Genomic DNA, 16,258 nt, shown 5'->3' on the forward strand with positions numbered 1-16,258 from the left:
GATCAGGAGGCGTCGGCGTCACGCGTGACGCCAGCGGATTTCTGTCCGTCTGAAGGGTGGTTACGGACGACGGAGGAGATGCCATGACTTCGAGCGAACAGAATCGGCGGCTCGTTCTGGAGGCCGTCGCCCGCTTCGGTGCGGGCGACGTTGAGGGGTTCGCCGAGTTGCTGGACGAGGATTTCGTCTCGCATAACCCGCGGGTGGCGCATGATCCCGCGTTGCAGTCGGGCCGGGAGGCGTTCGCGGACTTCCTGAAGGTCAGCGTGCATCTGCGCGATGCGAAGGTGGTCGCCAAGCACGTGCTCGCGGATGGTGATCTGGTCGCGGTGCACACGCATGTCGGCACGGCGCAGGGCGACCTTGCCACGGTCGATCTCTTCCGCGTCGGCGAGGGCAGGATCGTCGAGCACTGGGACGTGGTGCAGCCCGTGCCGGATGAGCTGCCGCATCCGCACGGGATGTTCTGATCACCGGATCGCGCGGCATGTACCGGACGTGTTCCAGGGGGGTTCATACTCGTCCGTCCTAGGGCTTGGCAGAGGGAGGGACGAGTGCGGGTTCGGCTGGCGTGGGGTGTTGCGGTGCTGGTGGTGGCCGGATGCGGGGGTGGGGCGGGTGGGCATCCTGCTGCGGTGTCGTCCTCGTCCGCGCCGGTGAGCACATCGCCGCCGCCGGTGCCGAGCGTGACATCGTCGCCGTCCAGCAGTAGTGCGAAGCCGGGGCTTGGGGATGATGCGATCACGCTGACTGTTACCGGGAGCGGGCGGGCCGATATTCGGTACTCGTTCGGTGACCGCTATGAGGAGGCGCGCAACGTGCGGCTGCCCTGGAAGAAGACGGGCTACCCGCAGACGCCGGACGCCTACAACATCCAGGCGTCGCTGATGGACATGTCGGAGCCCGTGACCTGCAAGGTGTACCGGGGGACCACGAAGGTCGCGTCCAACACGGGCAACGTCGCGCTCTGCATGCACGTCCCCTGACGCGCGCGGCGCGCGGCGGCATCGGGTGGGCCGGTGCCGCCGCGCGCCGTCCGGCGGGTCAGGCGCCGTGCATGACCGGGCCGATGAGGGTGCCGGGGCCGACGACCAGCACGCCGTGGGCCTTGGACCTGAAGAAGAACAGGCCGTTCGGGCCGCGGAGCCTGAAGGTCACGTGGTTGGCGAGGACGGTGGCCCCGAAGTTGGGCACCTGGATGTCGAAGTGGACCGGGTGCCCCGGGCCGAACCACACCTTCTTGGACTGCGGGCCGTAATGGCCGGCGGAGAACGGGAGCAGGTGGCTGCCGAGGTAGAAGCGGACGATGCGCGGTGAACCGGCCAGTACGCACGCGAAACCGTGCTTGGCGACCAGGGAGACGCGGAAGTGGAGGTGGCCCGCGCTCGCCGAGGTCCTGGTGATCTTGCCGGCGTGGTTCTTCGGGTTGCAGGCCGTGTGCCGCTTGATGTGGGTCGGCCCGGCGTCCGCGAGCGACGGTGCCTGGGTGACCCCCACCAGCCCCCCGGCCAGCGCCGTGGCGGCGGCGCCGGTGGCGAGGAGCTTCCGCATGGCAGTGTGCATTTCGTACCTTCCATCCCTGTTCGGAAACGACCAGGGCCCCGTCCGGAGCCCTGGTCAACTGCGCTGTCCCTACCCTCTGACCAGCGCGGATTTCGGTCCGTGATCATCTGCGGACCGGTCCTTGGCGAGAGTGGGAGGGAACGGCTCCGAAACCGGGATACGGGCCGTCCGCCAACTGGGAAACGGACGGCCGGAAGGGGGACGGTCAGGGCATGCGGGTCAGCTGCATCGTCCAGTTGGTGCGCCAGGTCGCGCCGCCGTCGTAGGAGAACGCCTGCTCCCAGCGCGGCGCGTCCGGAGACGGGATCGTCCACTCGAAGCGGACCTTCACCTCATGGCCGCCCAGAACGTCGTCGCAGTAGAACAGGCCGCGCCCGTCCTTGAAGGAGCCCTCGACGGGCGGGTCCAGGTGGCCCGGCCGCGAGGTGGCCGCCCACCAGATCCGCCAGACCCGGGCGTTCGGGTCGAACTGCCGGAGCGTGAAACCCTCGAAGGTGTCGGTCCAGATCCGGTCGATATGCCCGATGCCGGCCAGGATCGGATCGGCCTCCGAGCGTCCCTCGAACTCGGTCCACTCCTCGCAGGACGGGTCCGTGACGTCCACGAGCTTGCGGTTGTGCACCCGCCAGCGCCCGTAGATGAAGTCGAAGTCGCTGCGCCCGTCGTCGGGGGCGTCGGTGTCCATGGCAGGTCCTCAAGATCGGTCGCCCGCGCCCGCGCGCCGGCGACGAAACACACGTCGGCGCACCAACCTAGGACCCGCTTCTGACAACCCGGCTCCGGCAACCCGCTTCCGACAACCCGGCTACTTTCCGGCGGACGGTCCGGAAGGCCAGCCCAGGGGCTTGAGGATGGCGCGCGTGCGGTCGTCGCGGATCTTCACCAGCCGCTCGTAGGCCTCCTTGCCCGTCCCGTACGCCTGCTCGACCTGGTCCAGGGTCTCGCCGAGATCGTCCGGGTCGGGCGTGCCGATGTCGAAGGTCATCTGCGAGCCGACGTGCTCGACCAGGTGCCGCATCCCGCCCGGCCCGCCGCCCAGGACGCCGCTCTCGAACGGCCCGACCGTCGCCCAGCGCAGCCCGAGGGACGCGCGGACCAGCTCGTCCATGTCCGCCACGTCGATCACGCCCTGCTGGACGAGGTACATGGCCTGGTCGTTGAACACCTTCTGCAGCCGGTTGCCGACGAAGCCCGGAACCTCCTTCTTCAGCCTGATCGGCGTCTTGCCGAGCGCGCGGTAGACCTCGACGGCGCGGTCGACGGTCCGTTCGGCGGTGTCCGGGCCGGGGACGACCTCGACCAGCGGCATCAGCTCCGGCGGGTTGAACGGGTGGCCGACCAGGATCCGCTCGGCGACCGGGTTCCCCTTGGCGATGGCGGACGGCAGCAGCGAGGACGACGAGGACGCCAGCACCACCCCCGAGCCCGTGTTCAGGGCCAGGATGCCGAACAGCTCCTCCTTGAGCTCGATCCGCTCGGGCCCGCACTCCTGGACGAAGTCCGCGCCGGGCGCCGCCTCGGCGAGGTCGTGCGAGGTGGACACGGAGAGGCCGCCGAGGTGCTGGTCCACGACGTCCTTCAGGTCGGGCCGGGGGTCGCTGATCCGGACCTCCCATCCGGCCTGGCCGAAAAGCCGCGCCCAGGAGAGCCCGATGACACCCGCCCCCACGATCGTCACAACCGCCATGAACCTCACCCCGAAGTCGTGCGAGACCCGGCCCGCGCCCCCTGCGCGAGCCGCTTCCGGCTTTATACCCAGAGTGATCGTTTCTTCACGTTCCGGCCGTCCGGGCTCGGGGACGGCGCCAGCAGGCGATCGGCCAGCGGGGCGAACGCGATGCCGATCGTGGCCCACAGGACGGCCTGCGCGGCGACCGAGTACAGGCGGAACTCGAACAGGACGTCCGCCGGGAAGCCGGGATAGACGATCTGCCCTTGGGCGTTCCGCAGCGGCGGCGGTGTCTCGGTGGCCTGGCGCCCGTACTGGTGGACGTTCGCCGGCAGATGCCCCACCGAGGGCAGCGCCCACATCACCGCGCCGAGGACGATGACGCAGGCCAGAGCGGCGAGGAGGGTGGCGTTCCACGTCCCGAACCGGGGCCGGAGGCGCTGGCCGAGCCAGACCCCGGCGACCAGCACGACGATCGACGTCCCGACCATCAGCAGGTACAGGCCGCTGCGGTCGCGGATCGTCGCCTCATGCCCGATCGCGGGCGGATCGGCCGGGTACTTCAGGAACGGGATCAGGTACAGCGCCAGGAAGCCGCCCAGCGCGACGAGCAGGGCGAGCTGCCGCGGGCGGACGCCTCCGGTCCGTCCGCAGGCCAGGATGTAGGCGACCGAATACAGGGCGCCGACCGCGAGACCGAACAGGACCATCCCGATGCCGAGCCCGAGGTTGCCCTGGACGGACCGGCTGAAAAGGTCCGGACCGGGCGTCTCGACCGGCAGCCCGGCGGCCCTGTCGAGCGCGTTCTGCGCGGCCTCGCGTCCGCTCTCGTAGTCGGCGGCGCGCCGGATCGGCGGCTCGGCGAAGATCCGCGCGAACACGAAGGCGAGCAGGCCGCCGAGCACGCCCACGAGCATGCCCCGGGCGACGAACCGCCCCTCCACGGCGTCCGCCCGCGCTCAGTGGCAGGGGAAGCCGATGAGGTGCCGCGCGTCGTGCACGAACTCGTGGATGTACATGTTGTCGCCGAACACCGAGGTGGCGCCCTGGTCGATGCCGATGAAGTAGTACAGCACCACGCCGAACAGGGCCGTGCCGAACAGCCACAGCAGCGCGCGCGACCCGCCGAGCACGACCGGCGTCGCGCCGGTCCGGGAGGTCGGGGCGGTCCGGGTGGACGGGGCGGTCGGGGCGGGGCTGTGGACGGTCGATGCGCTCATCTGCGGGGCCTCCCTGGGATCACGCGTCCCGACTCGATGGACCTGGGAGGACGGCGAGGGTCTGACTCCCCGGACCGCGTGGGCCCGGAACACAGTGGCGCGACCGTGCCGGAGTTGCACCGGCTTCCCCAACCGCCTTCCGCCGTGACCGTAAGCTCCGCGCGCCCGCCCGTCAATGAACCGGACACGACTGTGTCCTCCGGGGCGAACCGGACACCGTCCCGGGCTCGGGCGGGGGAGTGTCGGACGGGTGGGTTAGCGTGCCTTTATGGCCTCGCCTTATATCGAGATCCCGGTCGGAGAGCGGCTCGTCAAGGTCTCCAACCCGGACAAGGTCTACTTTCCGGAGCACGGGTACACCAAGCGGCAGCTCGTGGAGTACTTCATCGCGGTGGGGGACGGCATCCTGCGCGCCACGCGCGACCGCCCGACCACGCTCGAACGCTGGCCCGGCGGTGTGTTCGAGGGCGCGAAGATGGCCACCCGCGAGGACTACGCGCGCGGCCAGGCCGGGTTCGGCGCGGGCAAGTCCGACGCGTTCTACCAGAAGCGCATCCCCAAGGGCGCGCCCGAATGGGTGCAGACCGCCCGTATCGCCTTCCCGAGCGGGCGGTCCGCCGACGAGGTCATGCCGACCGAGGTCGCGACGATCGCGTGGGCGGCGAACCTCGGCACCCTGACCTTCCACCCCTGGCCGGTCCGCGGCGCCGACGTCGACCACCCCGACGAGCTGCGCATCGACCTCGACCCGCAGCCCGGCACGGACTTCTCCGACGCCGTCCGGGTCGCGCTCGGCCCGGCCCGCGACCTGCTCGGCGAGCTGGGCTACACCGGGTACGTCAAGACGTCCGGCAAGGGCGGCGTGCACATCTACGTCCGGATCGAGCCGCGCTGGACGTTCACCGAGGTCAGGCGGGCCGCGCTCGCGTTCGGGCGCGAGGTCGAGCGGCGCGTCCCGGCCGAGGTCACCACCAAGTGGTGGAAGGAGGAGCGCGGCGAGCAGGTCTTCGTCGACTTCAACCAGAACGCGCGCGACCGCACGATCGCGTCCGCCTACAGCGTCCGCCCGCTGCCGTACGCGCCCGTCTCCGCCCCGCTGACATGGGACGAGCTGGCCGACGCCGACCCGCACGACTTCACCATCGCCACCATGCCGGCCCGCTTCGCCGAGGTCGGCGACCTGCACGCCACCATCGACGACAAGTCCTTCTCCCTGGAGCCGCTCCTGGAGATGGCCGACCGCGACGAGCAGGACCACGGCCTCGGCGACGCCCCCTACCCGCCCAACTACCCGAAGATGGAAGGCGAGCCGAAGCGCGTCCAGCCCAGCAAGGCCCGCAACGACTGAGCCCAGGCCCACGACGCGCGAGTGCAGGTCAGGCGGCGGCCGAGGTGGTGAGCAGGGCCAGTTTCGCCTCGCTGCCGGTGCCGGGGTCGGGGTGGAAGACGACGAGCTTCTGGCCCGCCGTCCCGCTGACGCCGAGCCGCTCCCGGTTCAGCTGGAGCCGTCCCACGCGCGGGTGGTCCAGCCGGATCGGCGCGCCCTCGCAGACGGCGACGTCGTGCAGCGCCCACAGCCGGGCGAACTCGGGGCTGGCCTGGGACAGCTCGTCCACGAGCGCGGGGAGCCCCGGGTCGCCGGCGTCCGCGCCGGCGGTCTCGCGGAACCCGGCGACCAGGCTGGACGCGGCGTGCTCCCAGTCCGGGTAGAGCGCGCGCTCGGCCGGGTCGAGGAACGCGTCCCGCAGCCGGTTCGCCCCGACCACCAGGCGCGGTGACAGCGCCGTGGCCGCCGGGTTCGCGGCGAGGACGTCCAGGTGGCGGCTCTCGACGATCGCGGGCAGCCCGAGCGCCGCGACCAGCTTGGCGACGCTCTCCGGGACGTCCTCCCCGGCGGGACGGCGTTTCGGCCGGTTCGGAGCGGCGAGGCGCAGCAGGTACGCGGTCGCGTCGGCGTCCAGGCGCAGCGCCCGGGCGAGCGCCTCCAGCACCTGGACGGACGGGTTCCGGTCGCGCCCCTGCTCCAGGCGCAGGTAGTAGTCGGCGCTGATCCCGGCCAGCAGCGCCACCTCCTCGCGCCGCAGGCCCGGCACCCGCCGGATGCCCGACGCGGGCAGGCCCGCCTGGTCCGGCGTGACCAGCTCCCGGCGCGCCCGCAGGTACTCGCCCAGCACGTTCGGTTGCCTCACCCCTCCACCGTATGCGGCCCGGAGGGCGCCTGCCTGGTCCTGCCACCCCCAGGATCGGCGGGGTTCTGGCTGGTCCGAAATCCCGGACGCACCGTGGGCTCAGAACCGCGGCAGACCGACCGCGGACGAGCACCCTCGGGAGTCTCCCCATGACCACATACCTGCTGGTGCACGGCGCCTGGCACAGCGGACGCGCCTGGGAGCGGGTCGTCCCGCTGCTGGAAGGGGCCGGGCACCGCGCCCTCGCGCCCACCCTGACCGGCTACGGTGACAAGATCCACCTGGCCGGCCCGGACGTCGGCCTCGGCACGCACGTGGACGACATCACCACCGAGATCCTCGCGAACGGCCTGACCGACGTGGTCCTGGTGGGCCACAGCTACGCCGGGATGGTCATCTCGGGCGTCGCGCACCGCGTCCCGGACCGGATCGCGCGCCTGGTCTTCCTCGACGCGATGGTCCCCGTGGACGGCGAGACCGCGATGGACGTCATGCCCGCCGCCCGCAAGGCCGCCGAGCACGCCGCCGACGGCTGGCGCGTCCCGCCGCCGCCCGAGCAGCCGCCGCCCCTCGGCCTGTTCGGCGTCACCGACCCGGACGACGCCGCCTGGCTCCGCACCCTCCTCTCGGACCAGCCGATCCGCTGCCTCACCGAGCCCGTCCGCATGGACGACCCGGCCGCGAACACGATCCCGAGGACGCACATCCACTGCGTGGGCCCCGCCCCGAAGGGCATCACCCGCCGCCCCGTCCCGGACACCGAGCCCGACGGCACCCCGTCCCGCGTCCTCCGCCTCGACACCGGCCACGACTGCATGATCACCACCCCGAGGGCGCTCACCGACCTCCTCCTCACTCTCGCCTGACCCCTCGCCCATCGGGTTCGCCGCCGTCACGCGGAGCCCGATCCACTGGTATCCGACGCGGGATCCGCCGTCGCCGCAACGCCATTCCGCATCCGTTTCGCGTCCGTTTCGCGGGCGTTCCGGTGGGCTTTCGAATTTCGGCCATGAGAACCTCCCGATCGCGGCCGGCAGCGAGAATGCCGCGGCTCTGATCAGGTAGGCGCCAAGTGGTCACGGCCGATTCGGGACACGATCGGGACGCCCCGCGCGGCTCCGTGCGGTAATGCGGGTAGCGCGGGACGTCCCGGGACGGGCCGGGGCGTCCGGACGACTCGTACGGGGGCTCCCATGACCACCACCCGTGACCGGCTCGCGACCGAGCTCCGGCGGCTTCGCGAGGTCTCCGGCCGAAGCCTCAAGGATCTGGAGTCCGACCTGCACGTCAGCGACTCCAGCCTGTCCCGCTACCTGTCCGGCAAGACCGTCCCGCCCTGGGACGTCGTGTCGGCCCTGTGCAGGGTCGCGGGCCGCGAACCGGAGCAGCTCCAACCGCTCTGGACGGCCGCGCGGAATGAGCCGGAGCAGAACGGCCGAACGGTCCAGGAACCGGCGCCGAAATCCCGCCCGCCGTGGCTGATCCCTTTGATCTGCGTCGCATTCGGCATTCTGGTGGGCGGTGCCATTGTGCCCGCAGTGAACGCCGTGACAAGCCGGCACCACTCCGACTCCGGCACCCGTGGCCCGCATTTCTCGGTAACCCTGCTGGAAGGGCGGAATCCAGAGAGTTCCAATGCGGCCATCTGGTCGTTCAATGCCCGCTGCGGCAATGCCGACGAATACCGTCTCGTCTATGACCTGCCCATCCCCATCCAGCACCGCGCCACCGCCTACCGCCTCGAACACTCCGACTGCACCGTCAAGCTCTTCGACGGCATAGGCGGCACCGACGTCGGCATTCCCCTGACCAACGACGCCAGGGTCCACACCGTCCCGCCCGAACTCCTCCGCCGCGGCTCATCCGTCGTCGCCTATTCCTGCTGCAACGGCACGATCCTCCCCACCCGCAGATAACCCCCCGCTCAAGATCATTCAGCTGCATATCTGGACGTTCCACACGATCCGTGTATCCTCCGTAACAGCCGCCCCCCGCCATGGCCGAGCGGGGGAGTCATGGGGTTGGGAGCCGGCTTCAAGGTCTCGCAGCTCGAACGGCAGGTTCGGGAGGCCGAGCGCCTGCAGCAGGTCGCGGAACTCGCCCGGATCGAGCGGGCGCTCGTGACCGTCCACCACCAGAACTTCGCGCCTGCCACGCGGGCGTTCGTCCCGCTGCCTCCGCGCACCGATCCCGCGCCGATCGAGGGCCGTCTCAGGGAGATCCATATCGGCGCGCTCGGGCTTTTCGAGTTCGCCAAGCGGAGGCAGGTCGCGGAATGGGCGCGCCAGGCCGCATTCGGACAGGCGCAAGAGGCCGATGCCCGGATGCAGGCCGAGTATCAGCGGCTGATGCGTGACGCCGATCTGGAATGGCGCAAGCTCGTCGACCACGATCCGGTCGCTGTCAGGGCCGCGCTCGAAGCGGCATTCGACGACGACCGGGCGCCTGCCGTGTGCCTCGACGTGGACGACGAGGACGGCGTCCGGTACGCGACCGTCGCCGTGCTGTTCCCCGGGCTCGGGCTCGTCCCCGAGAAGTGCGCCACGGTCACGCCCGCGGGCAGGCCGACGCTGAAGCCGCGCACCAAGACCGACCGCAACCAGGTGTACCTCGCGGCGCTCGGCTCGACCGTGCTGGCGGCCGTGAAGGAAGGGTTCGCCGCCGCGCCGAGCGTCCAGGAGTTCCGCGTCGTCGCGGTCCGCGTCGCGGCTCGCCAGGTGAACGGGTTCGAGGCGGTCTTCGCGGGACGGTTCGACCGCGAGCGCTGCCAGGCGACGCCGTGGACGCGGATCGACCCCGCCGAGGCACTGGCCGGCGTGCCCGGCGGGCTGCTGCGCAGGACCGGCCGCACGCGCGAGGTCGCGGCGCTCGATCCGTCCGCCGAGCCGGGGCTGGCCGCCGTCCTCGCGGCGCTGGCCGACGGACTTGCCGCGGACGTCTGAGGAGGACTTTCGATGGGACGCCGCTTCAACCCACCGCCCGGATGGCCCGACCCCGGGCCCGGCTGGACGCCGCCGCCCGGCTGGCTGCCGAATCCGGCGTGGCCGCCCGCTCCACCTGGATGGGATTACTGGAGCTATTCGGACCCGACGCCGATCCGGCAGGTCAAGCGGGTCGTCCTCGGGCCGGTCCGGACGCATCCGGCGCGCAAGCTGGCGCGGAGCGGCGGTTTCGGGTTCCTCGCCTTCCTGTTCGTGCTGGCGGCGGTGACCCCCGCGTCGCCCCCGCGCGACGACGGGACTGCGACGGCCGCGTCCGTGCCGTCCTCGGCCCGCCCCAGTCCCAGCCCCACGCTGCCCGCCGGGGTTCCCGCGCAGGCGCAGCGCGTCGTCGTGGACGAGGTGGTGGACGGCCAGACCGTCCGCCTGCACGCGCTGGACGACCGCCGCGGCGGCTTCCGCAAGGGGACGAAGACGACGGTCGCGCTGCTCGGCCTGGCGTCCCCGCGCGGCAAGCAGTGCCACAGCGGGGAGTCGAAAACGGCCCTGGAGGCGCGGCTTTCGGAGACCACGCCTGTCTACGCCGCTGCGGCGAAGGGCGGCGTCCTGCTGTGGGCGAACCGCGGCGAGTCGATCAACCTGCGGCTCGTCCAGGACGGCGACGCGCGGGCGGTCAAGTCAGCCGATGCCGGGATGAAGCAGGCCGAGGTCACCGCGAAGGCGATGCAGTCGGGCGTGTGGTCCTCGGTCTGCGTCAAACCCAAGCCGACGCCGTCCCCGACGCCGACGGCTCCGCCGACCTCCGACACACCGACCGAAGCGCCACCCGACACGCCGACCGACGAGCCGTCCGAACCCGGCGACGGCGGCGGGGACCACGCGCCGTCAGGAGCCACGGCGCTCTGCCGCGACGGCACGTACTCGTTCTCCGCGCACCGCCGCGGCACGTGTTCGCACCACGGCGGTGTCGCGCAGTGGCTCTAGCGCGCGGGCTCTAGCGCGCGGGCTCTAGCGCGCGGGTTCTAGCGGGCGCCGGCGGCGCGGAGGATGTCGGCGATCTCGCGCTGGTGCTTGCGCGTGGCGTTCTCCAGCGGTGACACGCCTTCGCCGTCCGCGAGGTTCACGTCCGCGCCGCCGCTGATCAGGAGGCGGACGATCTGCTGGTACGGCGGGGAGCCGTCGCCGAGGACGATGGCTTCGAGCAGTCCCGTCCACCCGAGGTTGTTGACGTGGTCGACATTGATGCCGGTCTTCAGCACCTCGCGGACGTAGTCGACGTGCCCGCGCTCGCAGGCGGGGATCAGGGCGACGCCGCCGTAGCGGTTGGTCAGGGTGAGGTCGGGCTTGGCGGGGAGCAGGGCGCGCAGCATCGCGACGCTTCCGGTCACGCCGGTGACCAGGAAGGCGCTGTCGCGCTGGTCGTCCTGCGCGTTCGGGTCGGCGCCGGCGGCGACCAGGACCTCCGCGGCCTCGACATGGTCGGCGGCGGACGCGAGCAGCAGCGGGGTGCGGCGGCGTCCGTCGCGGGTCTCGGTGTCGGCACCGGCGGTCAGGGCGTCCCGGACGGCGGCGGCGTCGCCTTGCGCCGCGGCCTTCAGCAGGGATTCGTTGGGCATGGCTCCGGCTCTCTCGGTGGGCGGGCTGGCGCACGCGGCCAGGGTGCCGCAGGCGGCCAGGGCGCCGAGCGCGAGCACGCCCAGCGCCCCTCTCCGGTCGATCATCATGCCGCCATCAGCGCTGGTGGTATCCCAGCGCCTTCAGCTGGTCGGTGCTCAGCCGCGACACGTTGTGGTCGTGGTCGGTGGACGCGTACTGGTGCAGGGTCCAGGACGTCCAGGGCGCGGGCGGGGTGACCTGCCCGGCGTCCTCGCCGTAGTGCGCGACCCAGAGCGGGTAGTCGCCGAGGCCCGCGCCGTACTGCTGCGCGAACGACCAGGAGCTGTAGAAGAACGGCTTGACGCCGGTCTGCTGCGTGACGCGTTCCAGCCACGTCTTCGCCCAGGCGTTCACGGCCTGCGTGGACCGCCCGTCGCTGTCCTCCAGGTCGAGCATGAGCAGGTCGCCGTCCTTCAGGCCCTGCTGCTGGACGACCCGGACGAAGTGGTCGGCCTCCTGCACCGGGTCGTTGTCCGGGTGCGCGTAGTGGTAGGCGCCGCGCACCTTGCCGTACTGGCCGAGCTCCTTCCAGTTCTGGGCGAAGCCGGGATCGTCGAGGGTCCGCCCCTCGGTCGCCTTCGCGATGCCGAAGGCGAGATCGCCGCTGCGCCAGTCGATGCCCTGGTCGAACGACGAGACGTCGATGCCGTGGGGCAGGCCGGGGTTGCTGGTCTCCGCCTGCGCGGGCAGGGCGAGGCCGAGGGCGGCCGCGGCCCCTGCGAGCGGCAGGGCGAGGAGACGGGAGATGCGGTTCATGCATCCAACCTCGCCGCGGACGAGCGGAACGGGTGCCAGCGATCGGCTGAAGCACGCATCAACCGTTCGGACGATGGCTCACCGTTCCAGTACCGTCCGTGGCCGATCAGATCTACAGTGTTATGCGATGAGCATCACACCGCCGGGCACCGCGCCGCCGGGGGACGCCGTCCCGCCGACCCCCGGTCGGGGTTCCTCGCTGGCGCGCGGCTCCGGGCTGCCGCAGGAGACGACGGGGTTCGTCGGCAGGCGGGACGAGGTGGCGCGGCTGACGGCGCTGCTCGGCACCGAGCGCCTGGTCACGGTGGTCGGACCGGGCGGGGTGGGCAAGACCCGCGTGGCGGTGCGCGCCGCGGCGGGCGCGGAGCGGGATTTCGGCGGCTGCCTGGCGTTCCTCGAACTGTCCGGGATGCGGGAGGCGGAGCTGCTGCCCGGCGCGCTCGCCGCCCGCCTCGGCATCCCCGACAGCGACACCCGCGCCCCGCTGGACGCGGTGATCGGCTTCCTCGCCGACCGGCCCGCGCTGATCGTCCTGGACACCTGCGAGCACCTGGCCCGCGGCTGCGCCGAGCTGGCGGACGCGCTGCTGTCGGCGACGCCGGGCGTGACGGTGCTCGCGACGAGCCGGCAGTCGCTCGGCGCGCCCGGCGAGCGGCTGTTCCCGATCGCGCCGCTCCCGGTCGGGCCGGACGGCGGCGACGCGGTCGAACTGTTCGAGCAGCGCGCCGCCGCCGTCGCGCCCGGCTTCAGCGTGACGCCCGAGAACCGGGACGCCGTGGTCGCCATCTGCCGGACGCTGGACGGCGTCCCGCTGGCGGTCGAGCTGGCCGCGGCCCGGCTGCGCGCGCTGCCGGTGGACCGGCTCGCCGCCGCGCTGGACAGCCGGTTCCGGCTGCTGACCGGCCGCAATACCCAGGTCGAGCGGCACCGGACGCTGCGCACCGCGATCGAGTGGAGCCACGACCTGTGCACCGGGGCCGAGCGGCTGTTGTGGGCGCGGCTGTCGGTGTTCGCCGGCTCCTTCAGCCTGGCCGCCGCCGAACGGATCTGCGCCGACGACGCGTCCGCCATACCGTCCGGCGCCACAGCCGTTGCGCTGACCGACAGCCCGGATGCCGGGGACGGCGTGCTGGACGGGATCGGTGTCGTCGAGGCGCTGATCGGCCTGGTGGACAAGTCGGTCGTCCTGCGCGAGGGCGGTGACGGCGCGAACGCCGAGGACGCCGAAGGCGACGACCGCTACCGGATGCTCGACACGATCCGCGAGTTCGGCGCGGAGCGGCTCGCCGCGCTCGGCGACGCCGACCGGATGGCCGGACGGCACCTCGACCACTTCATCGCGCTCGCCACCGAGTTCGGCGAGCGCATGTTCGACGACGACCAGCTCGACCGCACCCGCCGGATGCACCAGGACCACGGGAACCTCCAGGCCGCGCTGCGGTACGCCACGTCCGCGCCTCAGCCCGCCGGGGCGGCGGCGCTGAGCAGCGGCCTGTGGGGCTACTGGCACATGATCGGACGGCTCGCCGACGGGCGCGTGTGGCAGACCCGCGTCCTGGAGCACCTGCCGGGCGCGAGCGCCGAGCGGTCGTGGGCGCTGAGCGTCCGGTCGCACATGGCGGTCTTCCAGGGCGATGCGGACGTGGGCGTCCGCGATGCCGAGGAGGCCGCCGCCGTCGCGCGGCACATCGGCGACACGTGGCTGGAAGGCCGCGCGCTGATGTTCGTCGCGCTGGGACGCACGTTCCTCGGCGACTTCGAGCAGGCCGCGGCGGCGGACGAGCGGTGCGCGCGGCTGGTCGAGAGCGGCGACAACCGCACCGGGCTGCTGCTGTTCCACTGCATCCGCGCCTACCTGCGGCTGCTGCGCGGCGACCTGGACGAGGCGGTCGCGTCGGCACGCAGGTCGCTCGACGTCGTCGGCGAGGGCAGCGGCGAGCGCTGGCTCCAGAGCTACGCCCACTTCATCATGGGCGTCGCGTCCTTCCTCCAGGCGCGCCGCGAGCACTGCTTCACGGCCGGATGCACCGGCCTCCGGATGAAGTTCGAGCTCGGCGACCCGATCGGCACCGCCTACTGCCTCGAACTGCTCGCCTGGCTGGCCGCCGAGCAGGACCGCTTCGAGCGCGCCGGCTGGCTCCTCGGCGCGGCGGACGTGCTGTGGCGGCGCTCGGGGCAGCGGCTCAGCGCGCAGGCGATCCTGGAGACCTTCCACGCCGACGCCGAGCGCCGCGCCACCGCCGCGCTCGGCGAGGAGCGGTTCCGCGAGCTGTGGCGGGCGGGCGCGTCGCACCCGCTGGACGAGGTGATCGCCTGCGCCGAGTCCGACACCGACCGGCTCGCCCGCGTCCGGGTGCCCAGGCCGTCCGGGCCGGGGGACGGGCCGGACGGGACGCCGCCGCTCACCCGCCGCGAGCTGGAGGTCGCCGCGCTCGCCGTGGAGGGCCTGTCGAACCGCGAGATCGCCGAGCGGCTCGTCATCTCCAAGCGCACCGTGGACGCCCACATGGAGCACATCTTCGCCAAGCTCGGCGTGACCCGCCGCGTGAAGCTCGCCGCCCGCCTGCGCACCCTGAACACCGACTGACCGGCACCGCCCGCCCCGCCGCCCAGCGCGGCGCCCGGCCCGCCGGCCGTTGATCCGGAAGTAAGCGGGGCTTGACATGGGCGTTCGCGCTTTCCTAGCCTTCGGGCATTGTTTGACAGGCACAGACGAAGACCACCTGTCGGTGGCTTCGCCGTGCCCTCATGCAGCGCCGACGTACCCCCGACGGGCCTCCACCCCGAAGGCAGGTCGTATGGCGCACCACCCCCTCGTCCGCGGCGTCCGTGACGTCGCAGCGCTCATCGACGGACACGGCAGGATCACCGGGCGCGCCCGGCTGGTCTGGATCCTGGTGTTCGGCGGCCTCTTCCTGGACGCCTACTCCAACGCCGCGCTCAGCGCCGGCCTGGCGCCCATGACCAAGCAGATGCACCTGAGCAGCGACCAGGTGTCGCTGCTCACCGCCACCGCTCCCGCGCTCGCCATCGTGTTCAACCCGGTCGGCGGATGGCTCGCCAGCCGGATCGGGCGCGTCCCGCCGCTGCTCGCCGCCAAGCTGTTCGCGCTGGCCGGAGCGCTGCTCGCGGCGTTCGCCGGCGACTTCACCACCGTCTGGTTCGGCCGCGTCCTGGTCGGCGTCGCCTACGGCATCGACTTCGCGGTGGCGATGGCGCTGCTCGCCGAGTACACGCCCGCGAACCTGTCCGGACGGCTCAACCTCTGGCAGGGCGTCTGGTACATCGCCTCGACCGGCAACCTCGTCCTCACCCTGCTGTTCTTCGAGTTCGACACCGGCGCGGACATCTGGCGCTGGTCGGTCGGGTCGGCAGGCGTGTTCGCCGCGGCGCTGTTCGTCCTCCAGCTGAAGTTCCTGGTGGAGAGCCCGTCCTGGCTGGCGACCCGGGGACGCCTGGCCGACGCCGTCCGCAACCTCGACCGGCTCTACGGGATCAAGGCGCAGCCGGGCGAGCCCGAGCGGCCGGCGGACGTCCCGGCGGCCAAGCCGGTCGGGTTCCGGCAGGCGGGCGTGCTGTTCAAGGGCCGCTACCTCAGCCGGACGGTCCTGTCGTCGGTCATCTCGCTCGACCAGGCCATGCAGTACTTCGCGGTGGGCTGGTACCTGCCGGTGATCAGCCTGGCGATCTTCGGGGAGTCGTTCGAGAAGGCCACGATGGGGTCGATCGTGTTCAACGCGTTCGGCATCGCGGGCGGCCTGCTGTCGGCCTACGCCGGGCGCCGGATGGGCCTGCGGCTCAGCTCGGCGGCGGGCTTCGCGATCGTGCTCGTCGTGCTGGTCGTCATGGGCCTGACCTTCGGGCACGTCCCGACCTGGTTCGCGTTCATCCTGCCGGTGCTGTTCATCTTCGGGCACTCGGCCGGGCCGGGCGCGAACGGCAAGTCGATCGCGGCGCTGTCCTACCGCAGCGAGGTCCGCGCGCTCGGCACGGGGGTCACGGGCATGATCGGCAGCTTCGGCAGCGTCGCGGGCCTTTACCTGTTCCCGCAGATCAAGGACGGTCTGGGACTCGGGCACACGTTTCTTGTCCTGGCCGTGGTGCCGCTCAGCGGGCTCATTACCTGCCTCCTGATCAAGTGGGAGCCGACCCGTGCGGCCGCCGAGGACGAGCAGCCCGCCGTCGGCGATCCCGCCCCGGCGCCCGCCGCGTCCTGAGCCGCGGCCCGTTCCCAAGCCGCCGCCGGTCCCTGCCGGGACCGGCGGC

At 72.2% G+C, this 16,258-nt stretch carries 17 protein-coding genes and 1 riboswitch; of the genes, 9 read left to right on the forward strand and 8 right to left on the reverse strand.

Annotated elements, in window-relative coordinates:
• Positions 1–83: 83 nt before the first annotated feature.
• Complete coding sequence (locus tag FHU30_RS06830) at positions 84–470, forward strand: nuclear transport factor 2 family protein (protein ID WP_253873046.1); 387 nt, start codon at positions 84–86, stop codon at positions 468–470.
• A gap of 84 nt (positions 471–554) precedes the next feature.
• On the forward strand, positions 555–986 hold the full coding sequence (locus tag FHU30_RS06835; protein WP_253873049.1) for a hypothetical protein: 432 nt from the start codon (positions 555–557) through the stop codon (positions 984–986).
• 58 nt (positions 987–1,044) lie between these two features.
• Here FHU30_RS06835 and FHU30_RS06840 read toward each other — a convergent pair whose 3' ends face one another.
• The 5 genes from FHU30_RS06840 to FHU30_RS06860 form a co-directional block, all read right to left on the reverse strand.
• Positions 1,045–1,563, reverse strand: coding sequence for a hypothetical protein (locus tag FHU30_RS06840; protein ID WP_253873051.1), 519 nt, complete (start codon positions 1,561–1,563; stop codon positions 1,045–1,047).
• A gap of 205 nt (positions 1,564–1,768) precedes the next feature.
• Entirely contained in the window at positions 1,769–2,248 is a 480-nt protein-coding gene (locus FHU30_RS06845; protein ID WP_253873053.1) for a hypothetical protein, read from the reverse strand.
• A 120-nt stretch (positions 2,249–2,368) separates the two neighbouring features.
• Positions 2,369–3,250 (reverse strand): 3-hydroxyacyl-CoA dehydrogenase NAD-binding domain-containing protein, encoded by an 882-nt coding sequence (locus FHU30_RS06850; protein ID WP_253873055.1) that lies wholly within the window; start codon positions 3,248–3,250, stop codon positions 2,369–2,371.
• Positions 3,251–3,312: 62 nt separating this feature from the next.
• A complete protein-coding gene (locus FHU30_RS06855) occupies positions 3,313–4,176 on the reverse strand; it encodes a CbtA family protein (protein WP_253873057.1) in 864 nt (287 codons plus the stop codon).
• Positions 4,177–4,191: 15 nt separating this feature from the next.
• Positions 4,192–4,452, reverse strand: a complete 261-nt coding sequence (locus FHU30_RS06860; RefSeq protein WP_253873060.1) for a CbtB domain-containing protein — start codon at positions 4,450–4,452, stop codon at positions 4,192–4,194.
• 35 nt (positions 4,453–4,487) lie between these two features.
• Positions 4,488–4,607: riboswitch (cobalamin riboswitch) on the reverse strand.
• Positions 4,608–4,720: 113 nt separating this feature from the next.
• Here FHU30_RS06860 and FHU30_RS06865 point away from each other — a divergent pair.
• Positions 4,721–5,800, forward strand: coding sequence for a DNA polymerase domain-containing protein (locus tag FHU30_RS06865; protein WP_253873062.1), 1,080 nt, complete (start codon positions 4,721–4,723; stop codon positions 5,798–5,800).
• Positions 5,801–5,828: 28 nt separating this feature from the next.
• On the opposite strand, the gene FHU30_RS06870 is transcribed toward FHU30_RS06865, so the two are convergent.
• Complete coding sequence (locus FHU30_RS06870; protein WP_253873065.1) at positions 5,829–6,641, reverse strand: helix-turn-helix domain-containing protein; 813 nt, start codon at positions 6,639–6,641, stop codon at positions 5,829–5,831.
• A gap of 149 nt (positions 6,642–6,790) precedes the next feature.
• On the opposite strand from FHU30_RS06870, the gene FHU30_RS06875 reads away from it, so the two are divergent.
• The 4 genes from FHU30_RS06875 (at position 6,791) to FHU30_RS06890 (ending at position 10,564) form a co-directional block, all read left to right on the forward strand.
• A complete protein-coding gene (locus tag FHU30_RS06875) occupies positions 6,791–7,507 on the forward strand; it encodes an alpha/beta fold hydrolase (RefSeq protein ID WP_253873066.1) in 717 nt (238 codons plus the stop codon).
• Positions 7,508–7,834: 327 nt separating this feature from the next.
• Positions 7,835–8,557: a helix-turn-helix domain-containing protein gene (locus tag FHU30_RS06880; RefSeq protein ID WP_253873069.1), complete on the forward strand. Its 723-nt coding sequence runs from the start codon at positions 7,835–7,837 to the stop codon at positions 8,555–8,557.
• Positions 8,558–8,656: 99 nt separating this feature from the next.
• Positions 8,657–9,583, forward strand: a complete 927-nt coding sequence (locus FHU30_RS06885; RefSeq protein WP_253873072.1) for a hypothetical protein — start codon at positions 8,657–8,659, stop codon at positions 9,581–9,583.
• Positions 9,584–9,595: 12 nt separating this feature from the next.
• Positions 9,596–10,564, forward strand: coding sequence for a DUF3761 domain-containing protein (locus FHU30_RS06890; RefSeq protein ID WP_253873074.1), 969 nt, complete (start codon positions 9,596–9,598; stop codon positions 10,562–10,564).
• A 38-nt stretch (positions 10,565–10,602) separates the two neighbouring features.
• Here the strand turns inward: FHU30_RS06890 and FHU30_RS06895 are convergent, their stop codons facing one another.
• The gene (locus tag FHU30_RS06895) at positions 10,603–11,304 is read right to left on the reverse strand and encodes an ankyrin repeat domain-containing protein (protein WP_253873077.1); all 702 of its coding nucleotides are present in this window, start codon (positions 11,302–11,304) and stop codon (positions 10,603–10,605) included.
• Positions 11,305–11,311: 7 nt separating this feature from the next.
• Entirely contained in the window at positions 11,312–11,992 is a 681-nt protein-coding gene (locus tag FHU30_RS06900; protein ID WP_253873079.1) for a glycoside hydrolase family 25 protein, read from the reverse strand.
• A gap of 127 nt (positions 11,993–12,119) precedes the next feature.
• On the opposite strand from FHU30_RS06900, the gene FHU30_RS06905 reads away from it, so the two are divergent.
• Together FHU30_RS06905 and FHU30_RS06910 are read left to right on the forward strand one after the other, a co-directional pair.
• Positions 12,120–14,579, forward strand: a complete 2,460-nt coding sequence (locus FHU30_RS06905) for a helix-turn-helix transcriptional regulator (protein ID WP_253873082.1) — start codon at positions 12,120–12,122, stop codon at positions 14,577–14,579.
• A gap of 211 nt (positions 14,580–14,790) precedes the next feature.
• Positions 14,791–16,209, forward strand: coding sequence for an MFS transporter (locus tag FHU30_RS06910; RefSeq protein WP_253873085.1), 1,419 nt, complete (start codon positions 14,791–14,793; stop codon positions 16,207–16,209).
• Positions 16,210–16,258: the final 49 nt, after the last annotated feature.

The organism is Actinomadura rupiterrae (assembly GCF_024172125.1).
GTDB lineage: Bacteria > Actinomycetota > Actinomycetes > Streptosporangiales > Streptosporangiaceae > Spirillospora > Spirillospora rupiterrae.

Excerpts from the sequence above, each read along its gene's own strand:
- FHU30_RS06830 (WP_253873046.1), top strand. The coding sequence starts at position 84 with ATGACTTCGAGCGAACAGAATCGGCGGCTCGTTCTGGAGGCCGTCGCC.
- FHU30_RS06840 (WP_253873051.1), bottom strand. The coding sequence starts at position 1,563 with ATGCACACTGCCATGCGGAAGCTCCTCGCCACCGGCGCCGCCGCCACG.
- FHU30_RS06845 (WP_253873053.1), bottom strand. The coding sequence starts at position 2,248 with ATGGACACCGACGCCCCCGACGACGGGCGCAGCGACTTCGACTTCATC.
- FHU30_RS06850 (WP_253873055.1), bottom strand. The coding sequence starts at position 3,250 with ATGGCGGTTGTGACGATCGTGGGGGCGGGTGTCATCGGGCTCTCCTGG.
- FHU30_RS06860 (WP_253873060.1), bottom strand. The coding sequence starts at position 4,452 with ATGAGCGCATCGACCGTCCACAGCCCCGCCCCGACCGCCCCGTCCACC.
- FHU30_RS06865 (WP_253873062.1), top strand. The coding sequence starts at position 4,721 with ATGGCCTCGCCTTATATCGAGATCCCGGTCGGAGAGCGGCTCGTCAAG.
- FHU30_RS06875 (WP_253873066.1), top strand. The coding sequence starts at position 6,791 with ATGACCACATACCTGCTGGTGCACGGCGCCTGGCACAGCGGACGCGCC.
- FHU30_RS06880 (WP_253873069.1), top strand. The coding sequence starts at position 7,835 with ATGACCACCACCCGTGACCGGCTCGCGACCGAGCTCCGGCGGCTTCGC.
- FHU30_RS06885 (WP_253873072.1), top strand. The coding sequence starts at position 8,657 with ATGGGGTTGGGAGCCGGCTTCAAGGTCTCGCAGCTCGAACGGCAGGTT.
- FHU30_RS06890 (WP_253873074.1), top strand. The coding sequence starts at position 9,596 with ATGGGACGCCGCTTCAACCCACCGCCCGGATGGCCCGACCCCGGGCCC.
- FHU30_RS06895 (WP_253873077.1), bottom strand. The coding sequence starts at position 11,304 with ATGATGATCGACCGGAGAGGGGCGCTGGGCGTGCTCGCGCTCGGCGCC.
- FHU30_RS06900 (WP_253873079.1), bottom strand. The coding sequence starts at position 11,992 with ATGAACCGCATCTCCCGTCTCCTCGCCCTGCCGCTCGCAGGGGCCGCG.
- FHU30_RS06905 (WP_253873082.1), top strand. The coding sequence starts at position 12,120 with ATGAGCATCACACCGCCGGGCACCGCGCCGCCGGGGGACGCCGTCCCG.
- FHU30_RS06910 (WP_253873085.1), top strand. The coding sequence starts at position 14,791 with ATGGCGCACCACCCCCTCGTCCGCGGCGTCCGTGACGTCGCAGCGCTC.